At 62.5% G+C, this 19759-nt stretch carries 18 protein-coding genes and 2 pseudogenes; 10 read left to right on the top strand and 10 right to left on the bottom strand.

The window, feature by feature from the left end; translation table 11 throughout:
• The first annotated feature begins 272 nt into the window (after positions 1 to 272).
• The gene (locus E1J61_RS18175; protein ID WP_371704384.1) at positions 273 to 1442 is read left to right on the top strand and encodes an MFS transporter; all 1170 of its coding nucleotides are present in this window, start codon (positions 273 to 275) and stop codon (positions 1440 to 1442) included.
• Positions 1443 to 1952: 510 nt separating this feature from the next.
• On the opposite strand, the gene E1J61_RS38315 is transcribed toward E1J61_RS18175, so the two are convergent.
• The 9 genes and pseudogenes from E1J61_RS38315 to E1J61_RS18135 all read right to left on the bottom strand — a co-directional run bounded on the left by E1J61_RS38315 (position 1953) and on the right by E1J61_RS18135 (position 11233).
• The gene (locus E1J61_RS38315) at positions 1953 to 2390 is read right to left on the bottom strand and encodes an IclR family transcriptional regulator C-terminal domain-containing protein (RefSeq protein WP_243736912.1); all 438 of its coding nucleotides are present in this window, start codon (positions 2388 to 2390) and stop codon (positions 1953 to 1955) included.
• Between the two features lie 171 nt (positions 2391 to 2561).
• Positions 2562 to 2711: pseudogene (locus E1J61_RS38850) on the bottom strand (helix-turn-helix domain-containing protein); the annotation flags it as partial.
• Positions 2712 to 2820: 109 nt separating this feature from the next.
• Positions 2821 to 3798, bottom strand: coding sequence for a tripartite tricarboxylate transporter substrate binding protein (locus E1J61_RS18165; RefSeq protein WP_133095440.1), 978 nt, complete (start codon positions 3796 to 3798; stop codon positions 2821 to 2823).
• Positions 3799 to 3842: 44 nt separating this feature from the next.
• Positions 3843 to 5627, bottom strand: a complete 1785-nt coding sequence (locus tag E1J61_RS18160; RefSeq protein ID WP_133095439.1) for an acyl-CoA dehydrogenase family protein — start codon at positions 5625 to 5627, stop codon at positions 3843 to 3845.
• Positions 5628 to 6300: 673 nt separating this feature from the next.
• Entirely contained in the window at positions 6301 to 7209 is a 909-nt protein-coding gene (locus tag E1J61_RS18155) for a LysR family transcriptional regulator (protein WP_133095438.1), read from the bottom strand.
• 64 nt (positions 7210 to 7273) lie between these two features.
• Positions 7274 to 8050 carry an enoyl-CoA hydratase gene (locus E1J61_RS18150; RefSeq protein ID WP_133095485.1) on the bottom strand — a complete coding sequence of 259 codons (777 nt, stop codon included), beginning with the start codon at positions 8048 to 8050 and terminating at the stop codon, positions 7274 to 7276.
• Position 8051: 1 nt separating this feature from the next.
• Complete coding sequence (locus E1J61_RS18145) at positions 8052 to 9206, bottom strand: CaiB/BaiF CoA-transferase family protein (RefSeq protein WP_133095437.1); 1155 nt, start codon at positions 9204 to 9206, stop codon at positions 8052 to 8054.
• Positions 9207 to 9226: 20 nt separating this feature from the next.
• Positions 9227 to 10180, bottom strand: a complete 954-nt coding sequence (locus E1J61_RS18140) for a tripartite tricarboxylate transporter substrate binding protein (protein ID WP_133095436.1) — start codon at positions 10178 to 10180, stop codon at positions 9227 to 9229.
• A 150-nt stretch (positions 10181 to 10330) separates the two neighbouring features.
• Entirely contained in the window at positions 10331 to 11233 is a 903-nt protein-coding gene (locus tag E1J61_RS18135; protein ID WP_165971494.1) for a LysR family transcriptional regulator, read from the bottom strand.
• A gap of 338 nt (positions 11234 to 11571) precedes the next feature.
• Between E1J61_RS18135 and E1J61_RS18130 the strand changes: the two genes are divergently transcribed.
• From E1J61_RS18130 to E1J61_RS18090, 9 genes are read left to right on the top strand one after another with little or no spacing between them, the layout of a single operon-like run.
• Positions 11572 to 12531 carry a tripartite tricarboxylate transporter substrate binding protein gene (locus E1J61_RS18130; RefSeq protein WP_133095434.1) on the top strand — a complete coding sequence of 320 codons (960 nt, stop codon included), beginning with the start codon at positions 11572 to 11574 and terminating at the stop codon, positions 12529 to 12531.
• Entirely contained in the window at positions 12524 to 12922 is a 399-nt protein-coding gene (locus E1J61_RS18125; protein ID WP_133095433.1) for a Zn-ribbon domain-containing OB-fold protein, read from the top strand. The genes E1J61_RS18130 and E1J61_RS18125 overlap by 8 nt, the downstream gene beginning before the upstream one ends.
• Positions 12919 to 14088, top strand: a complete 1170-nt coding sequence (locus E1J61_RS18120; RefSeq protein WP_133095432.1) for a thiolase — start codon at positions 12919 to 12921, stop codon at positions 14086 to 14088. The genes E1J61_RS18125 and E1J61_RS18120 overlap by 4 nt, the downstream gene beginning before the upstream one ends.
• Before the next feature lie 4 nt (positions 14089 to 14092).
• Positions 14093 to 14998: an SDR family NAD(P)-dependent oxidoreductase gene (locus E1J61_RS18115; protein WP_133095431.1), complete on the top strand. Its 906-nt coding sequence runs from the start codon at positions 14093 to 14095 to the stop codon at positions 14996 to 14998.
• A 9-nt stretch (positions 14999 to 15007) separates the two neighbouring features.
• On the top strand, positions 15008 to 15907 hold the full coding sequence (locus tag E1J61_RS18110; protein ID WP_133095430.1) for a MaoC/PaaZ C-terminal domain-containing protein: 900 nt from the start codon (positions 15008 to 15010) through the stop codon (positions 15905 to 15907).
• Positions 15897 to 16574 carry a 3-oxoacid CoA-transferase subunit A gene (locus E1J61_RS18105; protein WP_133095429.1) on the top strand — a complete coding sequence of 226 codons (678 nt, stop codon included), beginning with the start codon at positions 15897 to 15899 and terminating at the stop codon, positions 16572 to 16574. The genes E1J61_RS18110 and E1J61_RS18105 overlap by 11 nt, the downstream gene beginning before the upstream one ends.
• Complete coding sequence (locus E1J61_RS18100) at positions 16562 to 17239, top strand: CoA-transferase (RefSeq protein WP_133095428.1); 678 nt, start codon at positions 16562 to 16564, stop codon at positions 17237 to 17239. Before E1J61_RS18105 ends, E1J61_RS18100 begins: the two co-directional genes overlap by 13 nt.
• Before the next feature lie 40 nt (positions 17240 to 17279).
• Positions 17280 to 18467, top strand: a complete 1188-nt coding sequence (locus E1J61_RS18095) for an acyl-CoA dehydrogenase family protein (RefSeq protein ID WP_133095427.1) — start codon at positions 17280 to 17282, stop codon at positions 18465 to 18467.
• Entirely contained in the window at positions 18457 to 19473 is a 1017-nt protein-coding gene (locus E1J61_RS18090) for an acyl-CoA dehydrogenase family protein (RefSeq protein ID WP_133095426.1), read from the top strand. The genes E1J61_RS18095 and E1J61_RS18090 overlap by 11 nt, the downstream gene beginning before the upstream one ends.
• A gap of 56 nt (positions 19474 to 19529) precedes the next feature.
• Here E1J61_RS18090 and E1J61_RS38845 read toward each other — a convergent pair.
• Positions 19530 to 19642 (bottom strand): annotated as a pseudogene (locus E1J61_RS38845) (IS5/IS1182 family transposase); the annotation flags it as partial.
• Between the last annotated feature and the right edge of the window lie 117 nt (positions 19643 to 19759).

Genomic DNA, 19759 nt, shown 5'->3' with positions numbered 1-19759 from the left:
AAAAGCACGGATGTTGCGCCTCGCTTCCTCGTCAACTCGCGTTTTCGGGTTTATTTAGACCGTACCTGAGGCCAACATCTCGAACCATGCGCATACCCTCGTCTACCCTGCGGTATCTTAATGAAACCGTGTGACAAAGGTATCAATGGGCGCACAAGAAAAACAACACAAGAACGACAACACGCGAGACAAGCACCTTGCCAGCTTCCTCCACTCCTTCCCGCCTTGACTGCCTGCGCCCGACGCTGCCGATCCTGATCGGCGCCTCGGTGATGCTCAGCCTCGCCATGGGCCTGCGCCAGAGCCTGGGCATCTTCATGCCGCCGCTGACGCGCGACATTGGCATTTCAGTATCGGATTTCACCGTAGCCATCGCCGTGCAGAACCTGGTCTGGGGCCTGTTGCAGCCGCTGGCCGGGGCGTGGGCCACGCGAATCGGCTTCCGGCCGCTGATGGTGGCCGGTTCGCTGCTCTACATGATCGGCCTGGTGCTGCTGGCGACCGCGCACGGCATGATCGGCGTGACGCTAGGCGCCGGCGTGGCGATCGGCGCGTCGATGGCCTGCACCGGTAGCGCGCTGGCGATGGCGGTGGCGGCACGGCCGGTGCCGGCGGCGCTGCGCAGCACGGTGCTAGGCCTAGTGTCCGGGGCCGGCTCGTTGGGCGCGCTACTGGCCGCGCCGATCGGGCAGATGGTGACGCAGGCATATGGCTGGCGTGCCGGTCTGGCCGCGTTCGTGCTGCTGGCGCTGGTGATGCTGCCCGCGGCCTGGATGGCCGGGCGCGTGGACAAGCTGCCGCTGCCCGCGCTGACCAGTGCGGGCCAGGACAACGCGCGCCAGGCGCTGGGGACCGCGCTGCGGCACGCGCCATTCATAGTGATGGCGCTGGCGTATTCAGTCTGCGGCATGCAACTGGTGTTCCTGACCACGCACCTGCCCTCATACCTGGATATCTGCGGCATGGACCCGATGCTCAGCGCCAAGGCGCTGGCCGTGATCGGCGGTTTCAACGTGCTGGGCAGCATCTTCTTCGGCTGGGCCGGCGGCCACTTCAACAAGCTGATGCTGCTGGGCGGCATCTATACCATCCGCTCGCTGGTGCTGACGTGGTACTTCTCGTCGGCGCCCACGCCGCAGAGCACGCTGATGTTCGCCGCGATGATGGGCTTCCTGTGGCTGGGCGTGGCGCCGCTGGTATCGGGTTGGATCGCCGAGACCTTCGGCCTGCGCTGGCAGGCGATGCTGGGCGGCGCGGCGTTCTTCAGCCACCAGATCGGCAGCTTTGTCGGCGCCTTTGGCGGCGGCCTGGTCTATGACGCGTTGGGCTCGTATAAGGTGGCATGGCAGGCCGGCGTGGCGATGGGACTGGCGGCCGGGCTGGCGCAGATCGCTTTTGCCGTGGCCACGCAGCGGCGGCCGCCGCTGGTGGCGACGTCCTGAGCGCGCGTTGCTGAGTCAGAATCGAGGGTTTCCACGTGGTAGCCCTTTTCTTATTCCGCCAGCACATTGCCTTGGACCCGCTCCTAGACTAGTGCCCACGATCCGACGCATTCAGGGAAGCCGTTAAAAATCCTGGGAAGCCGGCGTAGAACGGCCGATCGTCTTCGTGACAATGAGACGGGAGCCGCCATGTAATGCACGATCGTTCTTGAATTCGGCGAAACGTCCTGATTGAGCAATTCGGCCGGGTTCAGCTCAGGACAATATCCGGGAGTCGAATCAGATGCCGACGCTGAGCGTTTTCGGCGACACAAACTGCTTTGCCGCAGCCGATCGATGAGCCGGATGCCCATGCTAGCACGCCACACGCGAACTGGTCGGCCGATCAGCGCCGCTAAGCCCACGCTCAGCCCCCCAAGCGCGAGATCGCCATGCTTAGCGGCATCAAGTCAGCGACGAAACGCCGCGCATCGCGGTATACATCATGGACAACTGTCTTGACGCGCGCCGCTAGATCCGCGTCAGGCTCGTACTTTGCCTCTCAAGGTCGCCGGCAACCTTCACGAGCAGAGGTCCAATCCGATCATGAATGGCGCTCTCAGGCATTTGTGCCGCGCTGCCACCGCAAGTCAGTAAGATCCGTCGCCCAAAATTCCTTAAAAATAATGGGACGGCCACCCCGTTAACGCCTTCCCGCCACGCGTTGACAGATGTGCAATAGCCGCGCGCACCATATTCGGCTTGCGCTTGCCGAACAATCTCTTCTAACTCTGTGCTGGACCGATTCCGATGCTTGACGAGGTGATCGATGATACGGCGGCGCTCTCCCACGCTACATGCTGCAAGGTAGGCTCGACCCATCGCCGTGGTGTCCAGCGTCATATGAGAGCCGATCAGCATTGGCTGAGAAAGTGTCTCGCTATGACCGACCACGTCCAGGATCAGCATGCTGTATTCTTCGCACGCAGCCACAGCCGCCTGGCTGCGCGACTCCTCCGCGAGCATGTGCAAGTACGGGGCTAGCATATTTCTCAGAACCATGCCGCCCGACAGCGCATAACTTAATGACAGTACCTTTGCACCCAAACGGTACGCGGAGTGTTGTGTGTCATACTCCAGATAGCCTAATTTCACTAATGTGTGGGTCAGTCTGGAGACCGTAGAGCGCGGCACTCCCGACGCCTTGGATAGCTCTGCATTCGAGAGGAGAGGCCGCTCAGCACGAAAGCTGGAGAGAAGCTCGAGCCCTCTTGACAAAGCGGTTACCATCTGACGATCCCGCTCTACGGGCTCCCGTGCGTCTGGCATTGTTAGCGTCTTCAGTTGATCAGTAAGCTGCCGACCAGGTCCCTCGCCTAACACTGACAGTCAGCCGACCTCATTCTAATCTGAGGCTGACTGATTTTATGAGATTACCCCAAACGCGAGATTCACGCTCAATCCTCTCGGAAAGTTGCGCCGGCGTTTCCGCCTTGAACTCATAGCCATCGTGCTTAAGCCTCGTACGCACTTCGGGATCATTCATCGTGTCGTTGACTGCCCGATTGAGCCGATCGACAATTGGCGCTGGAGTGCCCGCTGATGCAAATAGGCCGAACCAGGAAGTAACGTCGTAGCCGGTCACACCGCCTTCATGCATGGTGGGGATATCCGCAGTGAGAGGATTGCGCACGGGACTGGTGGACCCGAGGATTTTGATTCGCCCGCTCTGCACATTGGGGAGCGTGGTGGCGGGCATATCGAACATGACCGTCACATTCCCAGCGATCACATCCGTCATGGCCGCTGCATTGCCTCGATACGGCGCATGCAGCAGTTTCACACCCGCCTCATGTGCAAGCAGCTCGCCAGCAAGGTGGTTTGATGTCCCATTGCCGGCAGACCCAAACGAGACCTTGCCGGGGTGACTCCGCGCGAAGGCCAGCAGATCGCGAAGACTGTTGAACGGCTGATTTTTTGCGGTTGATAGGAGCATCGAATAACTTGCCACCGTCGCCACCGGTGCGAAGTCAGATGTCTTGTACGGCAACTTCTGATTCACGAACGGACTGATTACGAACGGCGCCCCGGTGGCAAAGAGCAGGGTATAGCCATCCGACGACGCTTTTGCGACGTATTCGACGCCGATGATGCTGCCAGCGCCTGGTCGGTTCTCTACCACTACCGGCTGCTTGAGGCGCTTCTGCAAGCCCTGGCCCAATAGTCTCGCCACTGCGTCAGTAGGACCGCCCGCAGCGTACGGCACGATCAATCGAACAGGCTTGTCGGGATAAGCAGGCGAAGCGGGGGCCGGATGTATCCAGAGGGCGGTGAGTCCTGCGACCAACGTAGCACAGCGGCGGACGGTGGGTGTCATTGTTGCTGTCTCCTAGTGTCTGATGGTAAGTTCTGATCTAATTCTTAGGCCAACCACCCCAATGCTTCGCTTAGAGATACCGGATCCTGGGAAAGCAGGCGTTGCTCCAGGAGATCGTCGTTGCCCGAGCTCAAGGTGGCTTCGTGCAGACGATGTCGCAATACCTGCCGACTGATCAGAAGGCGCCGAGCATCACCCGCGCTATCGCCCAGGCGTACGCCCTCGATCGCCATGATCGAAGCGCTAGCAGCGTGATACATCCGCGAGGACGCAGTCCGTACGTCAGCCTCCCCCTCGCGTGACTGGACACATTCGTCCATAAACTCGCTCGCCTGGCGCAGTTCCTTCAGCAAGAGCTGGGCGAAGCGGTCTGGCAATGCGGACAGCTCTGACATTGAGTTAGACAAGGCCTGGAGCAGAACTCGATGGGAGCCTTCCTTTCCTGCGGCGCGTTGCACTGCGTCCAAAGCGTTGATGTTACTGGTACCCTCCCAAAGAACGCCGAGATGAGCGTCTCTGACGAGGCGTTCGTTAACGAAGTCCTCGATGTAGCCATTGCCGCCGCGCACCTCCATTGACCCGGTGGCGACTTTGACATTGTCCCGACAGGCCCGGAACTTAAGCAGCGGGGTAAGGATACGTACCTGCAACTCGGCGTGTTGGTCTCCTCGCTCCGCCTGCTCAAGCAATCTAGCCGTGTAAGCGAACACGGACAGCGCCTGCTCTGTCGGAAGTACCAACTTCATTAGCTGTCGACGTTGCAACGGCATGTCGATCAGGCGGCGCCCGAATGCAACGCGATAGTGAGACACTGCTAATGCCTCGTTCAGACAACGCCGCATCATTGCTGCTGCCCTGACGCCGTGCGAGAGGCGCGAAAGATTGACCTGATCAAGCATTTGTTTCAGGCCTTGCCCGATGTCGCCGACGAGATATGCAAGGGCGCCGTCGAAGATCACTTCGCCACTTGGCATGGATCGCGTGCCCATCTTTTCCTTCAGGCGAGCAACCCGGTACCGATTTCTGGATCCATCGTCGAGATGCTTCGGCATGGCGAAAAGCGCCAGACCGCGAGAGCCGTCCGGAGCGCCTTCGGGTCGGGCCAAGAGGAGAACCACGTCTGCGTCGACCGCCGAACAAAACCATTTGTCCCCGTATAGGCGCCAGCTAGTGCCGTCCCATTGGGCCCGCAAACGATTGGTGCCAACATCCGATCCGCCAGTGCGTTCGGTCATGAACTGGGCACCACGGAGGTACTCCCCGTCCTTGGTGCTCGACATCCCCGGCAAAAAACGCTGCTTGAGTTCTTCGTCGCCGTAACGCTCGACCAGATATGCCGACGAATCGGTGACGCATATTGGGCACATCAGTCCGAATTCCGACTGGACAAATAGATACTGAAAGGCGTACTTGGAAAGTGCCGTGTGCTTGTCGGGCCAACCCAACACGCCAGGTGTCCGCGTCATGGTATGAATGCCAAAATCGCAGAACGCAATTCTTTCCATTTCGCTATAGGAAGGGTGATATTCAATCCAATCCTCATCCACCCCAAATCGGCTTCTCGTGCGCAGCAGCGGCCGGTTTCGCTCCTTGTCCGCCGCCATCGCAAGCTCGTTCAAACGCCCTCCTGCGACAGCGCCGAGACGGGTCAGATGGGGTTCGAGATGCTCACGGGCAGTGGCGGGAAGGTAGAGGCTCAACAGCCCCGAGAGGCTCGGGTCTATTTCATAGAAGTTCTGTCCCGCACAATCTGGCGCCACCAACTTCTCGGGAGAGCAGGACGCCAGATTCTCGAGGCCTGGGGTTTCGGTAAAAGCGACGCTCTTCATGTATTCCTCCTCGCGGAAAATAATGTGTGGGACCACTTTAGGTGTCTCACGACGTGAGGAGAATGACCGTTCCGCTCTGCGGACAGCCTCTTGCAATTCCTAAGCGTTGCTTTTTGGCATGTTGCATGGGGCGCGCAGGGACCGTGCTGCAGTATGTTTGCAGCCTCCACTAGCTTTGCGCATCAAGAGATCGTGCGCGACGCGGGAGGTCCAGGAAAGGGCGGGCCTTGTGTCGGAAGACTCAATCGACTGACAGGACGCTGGCGGTGCTGGACGGCTTATGCGGCGCACCAGCTTGGTCTCAGCCAGAGTCGAATCCCATCTGACTGGGTGCTGGCCCGTGTGCAGTACCGGTAGTGGCTTGAGCCCCAGCGGTAGGCGCTCGAGCGATCGACTGTTGTACCGAGCTTGTCCGGCCTTTCTTCGAGATACTGCGGCCAGCCCAGCAGTTGGGCGACGTATCAGCACACGTAGGTCAGCATTATTCCAACGGGTAGTGTAGACGCTTCAATACGGTCGCAATTTACGAGTTCATATCCGCCGCCCACACGCGCGGAGTTCAACACCAGTCCATTCCATCGGCGACCCTGTCGGTGGCGCCCGCCGAATCCACTGAAGAGGTGCGTTGACGGGTGGCAGCCCATCGGGCTACGCCTGGCGTTCCCGGGGGTAGCTACGCCCGGCCGGCCTCTGATGCCGCCAGAAAAGCTTTCACGTCATGGATCAAGGCCTGAGCCGGGTTCGAAAGCCGCGCATTCCAACGCCGGATCAGCGAGATGGGATGCGTCCGCCTTGCCGCCGGAAGCGGCTTCGACACCAGCCCCAGGTCTGAAACGAAGTCCTTGACATATCCGGGCAGGATGGTCACACCGAGTCCGGACTTCACCAGGCCAATGACGGACAGCACCGTGCCGGCTTCGATAACGGAGCGGTAAGACAACCCTTTCTCGGCATAGATCTGGTCCATGGTCCAGCGCGTGCTGAAGGAAGGATGCATCGAGACGTGCGGGAAGCCGGCCACCAACTCCCACGTCAACGCGCGTTTGCGCGCCAGCGCATGGCCTGCGGCACAGACCAGGTGCATCGTCTCGTCGTAGAGGTGTTCGATCTCAAGCCTGGGATGGCCGGCATCGATCGACACCAAGCCGAAGTCGGCCTTGCCATTGACGACATAGTCGATGGTCTCGTCGGTCGACAGTTCATGCAGGCCGATCCGGATACCCGGATGCGCCTTGTGGAAGTTGGTTACTGGCTGCCTGAGCAGGCCATAGCTCATCATCGGCGATGCTGCAACACGGACTTCGCCCTCCTCCAGATTGAGCAGGCTGCGCAAGCTGCGCTCCGCAGCGTCCATGGTACCGAGTACTTCGCACACGTAGCCATAGAGCTGGTCTGCCAGCTGCGTGGGCACGACCTTTCTGGTGGAACGCTCGAACAGCCGCTGCCCGACCTTGGCCTCCATTTCCTGGCAGACTTTGCTGACGGCAGACTGCGTCATGTGGACCGCCTGTGATGCCGCGCTAAAGCTGCGCAGCTCATAGACGACGCGGAAGACGCGAAACTCGCGAAGAGTCAGGTTCATGGCAAGGCGGCGGACAGTCGTCGAGAAATCTTACCTCACGTCCGCGCCGCCGCATTGCTGAGCATCACGCCTTCTTTTTCTTGCGCTCCAGAAACCTGGACATGTATTCGTCCGGCTCAGGACTGCCGTAGACGTCCCCAAACAAGGCAATGCTGTGCTTGAGTCCACGCTCGATTGCCGGATCTTCCCAGGCGCACAGGAGTGCCTTCTGTGCGCGCACCGCGGCCGGGCCGCACTCGAGGATCTCACCCACAGCATGCTCGACCGTCGCATCCAAGGACGCATTCGGCACGACCTCGTGCAGGAACCCCCATGCGTGGGCACGCTCGGCATTGATCGCGGCGCCGGTCAGGAGCAACCAGCGCGTATTGCCTTCGCCGATCAGGCGCGGCAACAGGTTTGCGTGAATGACCGAAGGAATGCCGATGCGCACCTCCGGCATGGCGAAATGCGCGTCCGTGTCGGCAATGCGGATGTCGCACGCCGCCGCGAACTCCATGCCCCCGCCCATGCACCAGCCCGACAGCCGGGCGATCGTCGGCACCGGGAAGTCGCGCACGGCCTCGCACAGGTCGTGCAGCCGGGTGATAAACGTCACGGCGGTATCAGGCACCAGCTTTGCCAGTTCCTTGATATTTGCGCCACCGATGAACGCCTTGTCGCCGGTGCCGCGCAGCACCAGGACACGCACGTCGGGATTGCGGGCGAGCGAGCGCAGCGCCCGCGTGAATTCGACAATCGTTTCGGAGTCGAGGATATTCAGCGTGGTGCCGTTCGCGATCTGCATTGTCGCCACGCCCTGCGCGCTGATGTCGAGCTTGAGGTGTTGAAGGTCTTGCATTTCAGGTTTCGGTAGAGAAATCGTGTTTGCCCAGCGCAGGTGCGGGGGGTGCGGCGTTGCCACTTGCCGCTGGCGAGCGGAAGCGCGGGGCGATCCGGCGCTGGCCGGCATCGCCGCCATCGCGCTCATCGAAGAAGCCGACCGCCCGCAGCTGGCTGTCGTCGAGCAAGTCTTCGACGCGGTTGACGCGGGCGCAGGGAATGTCCGCGGCCTCCAGCAATGCGACCCATTCCTCAGTAGAGCGCGTGGCCATGACGTCGTCCAGATAACCGTAGATAGCGTCATAGTTGTCGGCCCGATCCGCAGCAGTCTGGAACCGCGCATCGGCTTCGAACGTGGCAAGGTCGCCCACGGCCTCGAAGAATGAACGCCAGTGCTTGTCGTTATAGACCACCGCGGCGATATAGCCGTCGCGGGTCCGGTACGGCCTTCGGTACGGGGTAAGCAGGCGGCTATAGCCCATGGCGCCGGCCGCCGGCTCGAAGGATGCGCCGCCAAGATGGTCGGCCAGCACGAAGGCAGCCATGGTCTCGAACATCGACACGCGGATCGTTTCGCCCTGACCGGTTTGCCGCTGACCATAGAGCGCGGCAATGATGCCGTGTGCGGCGGTCAGGCCGGTGACGCGATCCGCGATCAATGTCGGGACATACATCGGTGCGCCGCCAGTCTGGCGCGCGAACAGCTCCGCCAGGCCGGTCTGCGCCTGGATGACGTCGTCATAGGCAGCGCGCCCGTGCAGCGGACCGCCCTCGGCATAGCCGGTCAGCTCGGCATAGATGATGGACGGGTTGACGCGGCGCACTTCCGCTTCGTCCAGCCCCAGACGCCGCATGGCTTGCGGGCGCACGTTGTGGACCAGCACATCGGCCGTGGGCAGCATTTCCCGCAGCACGGCGAGATCCGCCTCGCTCTTGAGGTCCAGCACCACCGACTGCTTACCCTGGTTGGCATGGAGAAACATCGACCCCATGCCCGGCGCGCGTTTATTGCCGGCGTGGCGCATGACATCGCCTTCGGGGGGTTCGACCTTGATCACCGTTGCGCCGTAGTCAGCCAGGATCTGCGTGCAGACCGGCCCCATGATGACCGACGTCAGGTCCAGGACGTGCACGCCGGCCAGCGGGCCCGCTTGCGTGATGGCAGTCTTGTTCATACCAGTTTCATTCATGCGGTTCATTGCTGCTCCACCCCGGCCTTGGCGGCGCGCGCCGTCCAGATACCGCGCTGGGCCAGCGCAAAGGCGGCGTGGTCACGCGCGCTGGAAGCACCAGCCACCATGCCGAGACTGGCAAGCTTGGCCACCACGGCCGGGCGGGCGACCGCCGCACTCACAGCCTTGTTCCATTGGTCGACGATCGCGGCAGGCGTGCCCGCAGGCGCGGCAAGGCCGACCCACACCACGAGGTCAAAATGCTTGTAGCCGGCCTCCGCCATCGTCGGCACGTCGGGTAGTTCCGGCAGGCGCCTTGGGCTGGTGATGGCCAGCGCGGCCAGCTTGCCACCGCGCACGAAACTCATGACGACCGAGGTATCGGCCAGCATGTAGTCAATCTGGCTGCTCAGCAGGTCAGTCACTGCAGGCGGCTGGCTCTTGTACGGAATGGCGTCAGACGGCGTGTTGGCCATTTGCGAGAAGGTTGCTGCGGCAATCTGTGCCGAGCCGCTTCCGTAGCCGTACCGCAAGCGATGGTTGCGTGCAAATGAGGCCATCTCCCCGGCGGTCTTGTACGACGCATCCGAACGCGTCACCAGCACCATCGGAATGGTGGCAACGCGCGAAATATGGACGAAGTCCTTGATCGGATCGTAGCCAGGGCGCTTGTACAGGGCCTCGATGCCAGAGTGCGTCGAGCTGCTGGTCAGCAGCAGCGTATAGCCGTCGGCCGGCGCCTTGGCCACGTAGCTCGAGCCGATGATGCCGTTGGCGCCCGGGCGGTTATCGATCACGACCGTGCCGATGCTCGTGCGCACTTCCTCGGCGATAATGCGCGCGGCAGTATCCGAAGCACTGCCCGCGGTGAACGGGACCACCAGCTTGATGGGGCGGCTGGGGTAGCTGTCGCCTTGCGACCATGCTGGTTGCACGAACGCGGCGGATGTAATGAGTGCCGCAAGCAGGGCCTTCATGAGGGGTCTCCAATAACGTGTCCTGGTGCGAACATGTTGAGACCGCCAACTCATTCCGACAAACGAATTTTTTTCATAGATTCAGCATCAAACGGAATATATAGCGTAGACGCCCTTGTCCTCCAGGTTTGCGAGCGCCGCGCGACACCGTCATTTGACGCTTTGGTCCAGGCACGCAACCAACTCGAGCAGAAACTGCCGCGCAGCAAGCGTTGGCCGCGCCAGCCGGCGCTGGATCAGGGAAATCTGGTGGACATCGTCCGGCAGGTCGGCAATCCGTATCGTGCGCATTCCCCACTCCTCCGCAATGTTCGCTACATAGCCCGGAGCGATGAGCACGCCTGCGCCGCGGCGCACCAGGCCAAGCGCGGAGGTGAGCGTGCCCACTTCGATACCGCTGGGCAAGCTGACACCCTTGTCGGCAACCAACTGGTCAAGCGTGCGCCGCACACTGTAGAAACGTCGCAGGCTGATGTGGTCGCACTCGGACAGGTCTGCCAGCGACAGCGACTGCCGTCCGGCCAGCGGGTCACGGGGATTCACCACGACCCGCATGCCGTCCCGGTAGATCGGTGTCGCCGACACCCCGTGCGACTCCGCATCGATCGCCCCCAGTCCGAAGTCCACGGTCCCGGCGCGCACGCTTTCCACGGTTTCGTCGGTCGAGAGCTCGTGCAGCTCAAACCGGATGCCGGGAAACCTGGCGCGGTAGTCGGAGATCGGGCCTGAAAGCAAGCCATAGACCATCAGCGGCGAGGCGGCGATGCTGACCTTGCCACGCTTCATGGCGATGAGTTCCTCGACGCTGCGCGTAGCGGCCTGCATGGTGGCGATGACGTCGACGGCAAAGGCATGGAATTCCTTGGCGGCGTCGTTGGGCTCGACGCGCCGCGTGGTCCGGTCGAACAGGTCGAACCCGAGTTGTGCCTCCAGTTCCGCGATTACCTTGCTCGCCGCCGATTGCGTGATGTGCTGGCGGGCGGCGGCAGCGGTAATGCTGCGGGTCTCGAACACCTCCAGGAATAGGCGCAACTGGCGTAGGGTGATATTCATTCCAATTTGGACTTGAATCATGCGAAGAAGTCGATTGTGTCATGAATAGGTCGAAAACTACTATTAGGCACCGACTGAGAAGGACGCCATGAAACGGGACCCCGACGCGCCGCATCCTCGATCCCTCAATAGGTGTTGTTGTCATCACTTTTGAGGCGGTCGTACCGAACCTGCTAACCGCGGCGGGCCTTGCCGAGACAGTGCAGGAGCCGTGTTCTGGAGCTGGCAAGGTCGACATAAGTCCTTATGCATGGAGATGTTTGCCAAGCACGGGGATGACATCGTGCCTGAATGCGCTCAGCCCAGACACCAGAAACAAAATTCATTGAGGAGACAGCATGAACCCCAAGGCGTTTGCCATGCCCTTCGCGTTGTTGCTTTGCTCCGCCGCGCATGCGGCGGACAACTATCCGTCTAGGCCAGTCACGCTTGTCGTGGCCTACGCCGCGGGAGGCATGACGGATATCCTGACGCGCCGCGTCGCCGCGGACCTGCAAGCGGCAACTGGACAGCCGTTCGTGGTGGATAACAAGCCCGGCGCCACCGGCCAGATTGCCACCGAGTACGTGGCGCGGCGACCGGCCGATGGCTACACGATCCTGGTGGGCGCGACCAGCCATGTCATTAACCCGGCGCTGAAGAAATCGCTTCCCTACGACGCACGCAAGGCGTTCGATCCAGTCGCGCTGCTGGCCATCAGCCCCAACTTCCTCTTGGTCAACGCCGGCCTGCCTGTCAAGACGTTCGCCGACCTGAAGGCGTATGCAAAGACCCATCAGAGCATTCCCTTCGGGACTGCCGGCATCGGTGGCGCGCCGCACATCATTGGTGAGCTCCTGCGCGAACAGAGCGGGCTGCAGCTGGTGCACGTGGCATACAAGGGCGCCGGCCCCGCCATGGGCGACCTGGTGTCCGGGCAGGTCCCGTTCGGCGTCGCCGAGTCCGTTACCGCGAACGCCTATCTCAAATCCGGCAAGATCGTGCCACTCACCATCGCTTCTGCGCAGCGCAGCAAGCAATACCCCTCGGTGCCGACGCTCAATGAGCTGGGCTACAAAGGCTTCGACCTGACCACGTGGGTGGGCGCCTACGCACCCGCTGGTACGCCGCCGCAGGTGCTGGAGGTCCTCAACAAAGGCATCCGCAAGGCCATCGCCAAGAAGGACACCGCCGACTACATCCGATCCACCGGCTCCGAGCCGGGCGACATGGACCTGAAGACCTACCGTGCCTTTGTCTCGGCCGAAATGGACAAGTGGAAGGGTGTCGTGCAGCAGGCAGGGGTGAAAGATGAATAACGCAGCCGCACGGCACGGGGCGCAGCCGGAATCGCCGGAGAAGGCCTTCCTCGATGCGCTGCGCGGCGGGACAGCCAAGGTACAGCAGTGCGATGGCTGCGGCCATCGGTTCTTCTTCCCGCGCACGCATTGCCCGCACTGCCGCAGCGACCGCTACACCTGGGTAGCGATGGGCAGTGCCGGCACCATCTATTCGTACTCGGAGATCCCGGCCCAGGGCGAACGGCCCGGGCGCAATGTGATCCTGGTCGACATGGAAGACGGCTTCCGCATGATGTCGACCTGCCCGGCCTGCGGCCCCGGAGCGCTGCGGATCGGCATGCCGGTGCGCGCTGCCGTGGACAGCACGACCGAGCCACCGCGAATCGTCTTTGAGGAGGTCGGCCAATGATCGAATGGGACAAATCCATGCGGGGCAGCATCGCCATCGTCGGCAGCGCAACTGCCGGCATCGGCGATGCCGGCGGCCAGTCCGACCTTGAGATCACCTCCAGGGCAGTCCACGCGGCGGTGGCCGATGCGGGCCTTGCAATGTCAGACATTGACGGCCTGATGACAGCCGGCCTTTCCTCGTCGATGTGGGTGGTCAAGCTGGCTGAGTACCTTGGCATCCGGCCGGCGTTCTCCGACAGCACACAGATTGGCGGGGCATCGTTCGTCGCGCACTTGCTGGTGGCTGCCGCGGCTATCCGTGCGGGCCTATGCCGCAACGTCGTGATTGCGTATGGCGCCACACCGCGGGGCGGCAGCAGTGTCTCGGCCACCTCGCCGGCAAGGGCCAAGCTCGACCCCTTCCCTTACGAGGATCCGTTCGAGCCCTTCAATCCGCCGACAAGCTATGCGCTGGCCGCCATGCGGCACATGCATGAGTACGGCACCACGCGCGAGCAGCTCGCCGAAGTTGCGGTGTCGGCCCGCAAGTGGGCGCAGCTAAATCCCGAAGCATTTCGCCGCGAGCCGCTCTCGATCGACGATGTGTTGCAGGCCAAAATGGTGTCGTCGCCGTTCACCGTGCGCGATTGCTGCCTCGTCACCGACGGCGCGGGCGCCATTGTCGTCACCGGTTCGGACCGTACGGCCGATCTTCGGCAACCGGCCGTCTATGTACTGGGAACCGCGGTAGCCCACCATCACCGTCAGATCTCCTGCATGCAGGACCTCACCGTGACGGCGGCGCGTGAGTCGGGCGCACTGGCGCTGCGTCGTGCAGGTTCGAAGGTCGGACAAATCGACCTGCTTCAGCTCTATGACGCCTTCACCATCAACCCGATCTTGTTCCTGGAGGACCTGGGTTTTTGCGCCAAGGGCGAGGGCGGCAGCTTTGTGCAGGGCGGCCGGATCGCCCCGGGCGGCGCACTTCCGGTCAACACCAATGGGGGCGGCCTGTCGTGCGTGCATCCTGGCATGTACAGCATTTTTGCCTTGGTCGAGGCCGTACGGCAGTTGCGCGGCGAATGCGGGGAACGTCAGCTGTCCGGTGCCATGACGGCGCTCGTGCATGGAAACGGCGGCGTGCTGAGCGCGCAGGCCACAACAGTACTCTCAAGGGAAAGGTAAAGCGATGTTGAACGGAAAGGTTGTAGTCGTAACGGGTGCGGGCAACGGTATCGGGCGCGCAGCGGCCATTGAACTTGCACGGCAAGGCGCCAGCGTGGTGGTCAATGACCTGAGCGTTTCGCTGGATGGCCGCGACTCGGGCGAGAACGCCGCGAACCAGGTGGTGGAAGAAATCCGCAGTGCCGGCGGCAAGGCCGTGGCGAGCGGCGACTCGGTCGCCGAAGCGAGCGGTGCCGCCCGCATCATCGAGGCCGCGCTGGACAGCTTCGGCAGGATTGACGCCGTGGTCAACAACGCCGGCATTGTGCGCGACAAGATGTTCTACAAGCTGACGCCGGAGGACTTCGATTCCGTCGTCAAGGTGCATCTCTATGGCACCTTCAATGTCAGCCGCGCTGCCGCGGACCACTTCCGCGCACAAGGTAGCGGCAGCCTGATCCACATGACATCGAACTCCGCTGTCATCGGCAACCGCGGCCAGGCGAACTATTGTGCCGCCAAGCTCGGCATCGTGGGCCTGTCAAAGGCGATCGCGCTGGACATGCAGCGCTTCAACGTGCGCTCCAACTGCATTGCACCGCTGGCCTGGAGCCGCATGACCGAGACCATTCCCGCCAAGACGCCGGAGCAGGCACTCCATATCGAGAAGATCCGGCGTATGGGTCCGGAGACGATCGCCCCGCTGATCTCCTACCTGGTGTCCGATGACTCCGCCGCCGTATCCGGCCAGGTGTTCGCGATCCGGCTCAATGAGATCTTCCTGATGAGCCAGTCCCGGCCGGCCAAGTCCGTGCACCGTTCCGAGGGCTGGACGCCGCAGACGATCGCCACGCACGGTATGCCGGCGCTGCGGCAATCGTTCATGCCGCTGGACACCTCCGCGGAAGTCTTCGCGTGGGATCCGGTGTAAGGAGCGCGCATGGCCCTCAACTATCGCCAGCTCAAGGCGATCACCTTCGACGCCCTGCGGCACCGGTACGACGCCGACGATTGCATCCTCTATGCGCTCGGCGTGGGCGCCGGCCTGTGCGATCCGGCCGGCAGTTTGGGTGACGAAGTCGAGTACCTGTACGAAGAGAAGCTTCAGGCATTACCGTCCATGGTGTCGGTCATTGCCTATCCGGGATTCTGGATGCGTGAGCCCGAACACGGCATCGACTGGCGCAAGGTCGTGCATGGCGAGCAGCGTATTACCCTGCATCGCCCCCTCGCCACCACGGCAAGCGTTTACAGCCGCAGCCGCGTGACACGCGTGACTGACAAAGGCACGCGCAGCGGTGCCGTGGTCGTGACCGAGCGGACGATCTTCGACGAGGCAACGCACCAGCAGATCGCCCGGATCGAGCAGGTCAATGTCTGTCGCGGCGACGGTGGCTATTCGGGCGGCAACAGTGCGCTTTCCGATCCGCCGCTGCCGCCCATTCCGAGACCGCCGGAACGCATTGCCGACGATACGGTGATCGTCCCCACCAGCAGGAGTCAGGCCGCCATCTACCGCCTGACCGGCGACCGTAATCCGCTGCATATCGACCCGGAAAGCGCCCGCCGTGCCGGCCTTCCTGCACCAATCCTGCACGGTGCAGCACTGGCAGGACTGGTGTCGCGCGCATCGATGCAACGCCCGCAACCGGATGATGCGTTTCTCGCCCGACTCGATATCCGCTTCTCGGGCGTAGCCTATCCGGGAGAGTCTGTCACCGTGGAACGATGGCATGAAGCCGGGGCAGTCGCGTTCCGGTGCTGCGAATCTGCAACCGGCCGCGAGCTTGCGTTTGGTCTCGCCCGCTGGAAGCCTCTAGGGACTGAGTATGCAGAATAAGGTCATGACATCCACTGCGGAAGCGGTGGCCGATATTCCCTCGGGCGCCACCATTCTCGTCGGCGGTTTCGGTGGCTCCGGGGTGCCTACGGAGCTGCTAGCCGCACTGCTTGAGACCACGACAGCCCGGGATCTCACACTCGTCAATAACAATGCTGGCAGCGGCGACGCCAACTTCCTCGGGCTGGTGGCCGCAGGCCGCGTCAGCAAGATCGTTTGCTCGTACCCGCGCACGCCTGGCTCGGAGGTCATCCGGGAGCAGATCGCAAAGGGGGGCCTGGTAGTGGAAGTCATGCCTCAGGGCACGCTCGTCGAACGCATGCGTGCGGCGGGCGCCGGACTCGGTCCGTTCTTCACCCCGGCCGGCTACGGCATGCCCTTTGCCCGCGGCAAGGAAGTGCGCGAGATCGATGGGCGGGGCTACGTGCTGGAGCAACCGTTGCCGGCCGACTACGCCTTGGTCCGGGCATCGCATGCCGATCAACTCGGCAATCTCGTGTACCGCCATGCGCAGCGCAACTTCGGCCCGGTGATGTGCACCGCCGCCGCCATCACCATTGCCGAAGCCGATGAAGTCGTCGAGACCGGCTCGCTCGATCCGAGCCATGTCGTGACGCCGAGCATCTTCGTCGCTCGCGTCGTCCGGAGGACATCATGCAACGCCTGACTCGACAGCAGATCGCCCGCCTGGTGGCACAAGACTTGCCCCGGTACGCCGTCGTCAATCTCGGCATTGGTATGCCGACGCTTGTCACCGACCACATCCCGCCCGCGCTGGACATCCAGTTGCATAGCGAGAACGGCATCCTTGGCATGAGCAGGCTTGACCCTGCACAGCCCCCCGATCCGGACCTGATCAATGCCAGCAAGGAACCGATCTCCCTGACGTCCGGCGCCTCCATTTCTGACCACGCGTTGTCCTTCGCGATGATGCGCGGCGGACACCTGGACATTACCGTGCTGGGTGCGTTCGAGGTGGCAGCCAACGGCGACCTGGCCAACTGGTCGCTCGGAGAGGACGACCCGCTGCCCTCCGTGGGTGGCGCGATGGACCTTGCGGTGGGAACGCGCACAGTGTGGGTGATGATGGAAGCGCTGACCCGCGACCACGCATCGCGGCTCGTGCCGCAATGCCGGCTCCCCCTCACGGCTCAACACGTGGTCAGCCGCGTCTACACGGACATCGGCATATTCGACATTGCAGACGGGCACTTCGTGCCCAAGGCGCTGATCGCCGGGCTGTCGCCCGGTTCGCTGACGGAATGGATTGCAGGGCCGATCGCGTGGGATGCGCCGCCTGCCACGCTGGCGCCCCAGGTTCTTGGCGCCTGATCAGGCACTGCGGCCAATCCTCCAATCGGATACCCTTCTCATGACCCATTGCATCTCCGAGCCAGACCTTCTCAAGGAGGCAGCCGAATGGTTGCTTCCGACGCTCTCTTCCTTTCGCCAGGAATTTCCGGCGCATACCAATCCCAGCCAGGCATGCCGCGTACGCTGGAATGCTCTGCTGTGCCAGGCCGACCTGGTGGCATTGACCTGGCCACGCGAGTACGGCGGACGCGCCCGCCCTACCGCGGACCTGATCGCCTTCCATGAACTCTGCGCGAGCCACGGCGCGCCGCAGCCGATCAACAGCATTGCCCATTCGATCCTGGCGCCGACCCTGCTTCAGTTCGGCACCGACGCGCAGAAAGCGCGCTTTCTGCCGGGGATCCGCGATGGCAGCGAGATCTGGTGCCAAGGCTATTCCGAGCCTGGCTCGGGCTCCGACCTGGCTTCGGTCAGGACGCGCGGCACTCAGACCCCGGCAGGCTGGGTGGTGAAAGGCCACAAAATCTGGACGACCCAGGCCCATCTTGCTCGTTGGTGCTTCGCGCTGGTCAGGACCGACCCCGACAGTACCGGGCATCGGGGCCTGAGTTTCATGCTGATCGACATGCAGGCACCAGGCGTTCGTGTCTCACCCATTCGACAGCTGACCGGCGAAGCCGATTACAACGAGGTCTTCTTCGAGAATGTTCCGGTGACAGCGGAAAACATCGTCGGCGAGGTAGGCCAAGGCTGGCGGATCGCCATGGCGGCAGCTGAGTATGAGCGTGGCATCTACTTTTTGCCACGAGTCGTGCAGCTTGAGCATGAATTTGAACGCGCCGAAGCGCTGTTTGACCGCGCCGTCCTCGAGACGAACGAGGCCCACAGCTATGCGCACCGCCTGCAAGAAGCACGGGACCGCTGCCAGGTCATCCGCTGGCGCGTGGAACAGGTGGTAAGCCGTGTCGCAGCCGGCAGCACACCGGGCATCGACGGGGCCATCCTCAAACTGCTATGGAGTGAGACTCGGCAGATGGTGGTGGAGTTGCAGCTTGAACTGCTGGGTGAGCGTGCAGTACTGGGACCCGAAGCTGAGGGCGAATACGCGGCAGACGCATCGACCGTTCGCGAATTCCTCTGGTCGCGCGCGGAAACGATCGTCGCCGGCACCTCCGAAATCCAGAGAAACATCATCGCAGAGCGCCTGTTGGGCCTGCCAAAGGACAAGAGCACCGATGGAAATTGAAACCGACGACATGCTGGTGTCGATGTTCGAACGCCTGATCCGCGAGCAGCACCCCGTGAGCTATGCGCGCGCCCGGCATACCTTTGATGAGCAAGAACACGCGGCAATTTGGGCCCAACTGACCGAAGGCGGATGGCTGGAAATTGGCCACGCCGACATCGGCGCAGGCCATGGCGCCGAAACCCTCGGATTCGGCGAGGCCATCGGCAGATCACTGCTGACGCTGCCGCTTGGCTTTTGCGCCTATGTGCTGCGACAGCTCGGTGAAGCCATGCCGGAACTGATCGCATCGGGTACCGTGCTGGACCTGGACGCGCCTGCGTCCGGACGCATCGATGCCGGCGGGAACGCTGATCGATTCATCGACTACCATGGGCCAGGCGTCCAGTACTATCGGCTTGCTCCCAGCAATCCGAAATGGGACACCTGGGTGATGCAGCGCTACGCCGGCGATGATGTCTCCGTGGTCGATGGGCTCGATGGATGCGTTGCGCTTGGCACACTTCCGGACCAGCCAGCGGTCGCCGAATGTGTTTTCACTCTGCCACGCCAGCAGGTCGTCGCCATCCTGCGCCGCTATCTGGCGCTCGAGCTGGCCGACATGCTGGGTGCAGCCTCGGCGTCCCTGGACATGGCCATTGCATATGCGAAAGAACGCAGGCAATTTGGACGACTGATTGGCCAGTACCAGGCCGTCAAGCACCCGCTTGCGAATGCCTGGGTCGCTCTCGACAACGGGCGCTATGCCATTCGCCAGCTTCTAGGTACTGCGACGGCACACGACGGTGGGTCAGGTAGCGGCATCGAGCAGACCGCGAACCGCTTGGTCACGGCTGCCGCCACGCAAGCCACCAAGCTGGCGATCCAGGTGCATGGTGGTGTCGGCTTTGCGTGGGAGCACGACGCGCATTTGTTCCTGAAACGGGTTTACCCACTCGCGGTACGGACACGACAGCTGTCGGGGATGATCGGCGGCGCGAACAAGGCGATAGCGGCAGAGCGCTAGCTAGTCCGTCGCATGGCGCAGGTTCCTGCGCCATGCGAGCCCGCACCGATCCGGACTCAGGCGGCCATGCTCAGGACAAAATCTGGTCGACTCGCTTCAGTCCACGCACCATCACCTGACGCATGCGTCCGACCGTCTTGACCCAGCCAAAACCTTGTTCGATCAGCTTGCTGTCGGGCATCGTTAAGCATGATCTTGACAGCCTCGGCTCGACGTGTCCGTCAGCAGTACTCACCAGGGCGGATAGCGGAACTGGCACGCTACCGCCGCGCCAACGAATTGCCGC

The organism is Cupriavidus sp. L7L (assembly GCF_004353535.1).
Lineage (GTDB): Bacteria > Pseudomonadota > Gammaproteobacteria > Burkholderiales > Burkholderiaceae > Cupriavidus > Cupriavidus oxalaticus_A.
The sequence above is the reverse complement of the archived record's forward strand: the minus strand, read 5'-3'. Positions and strand labels throughout refer to the sequence as shown.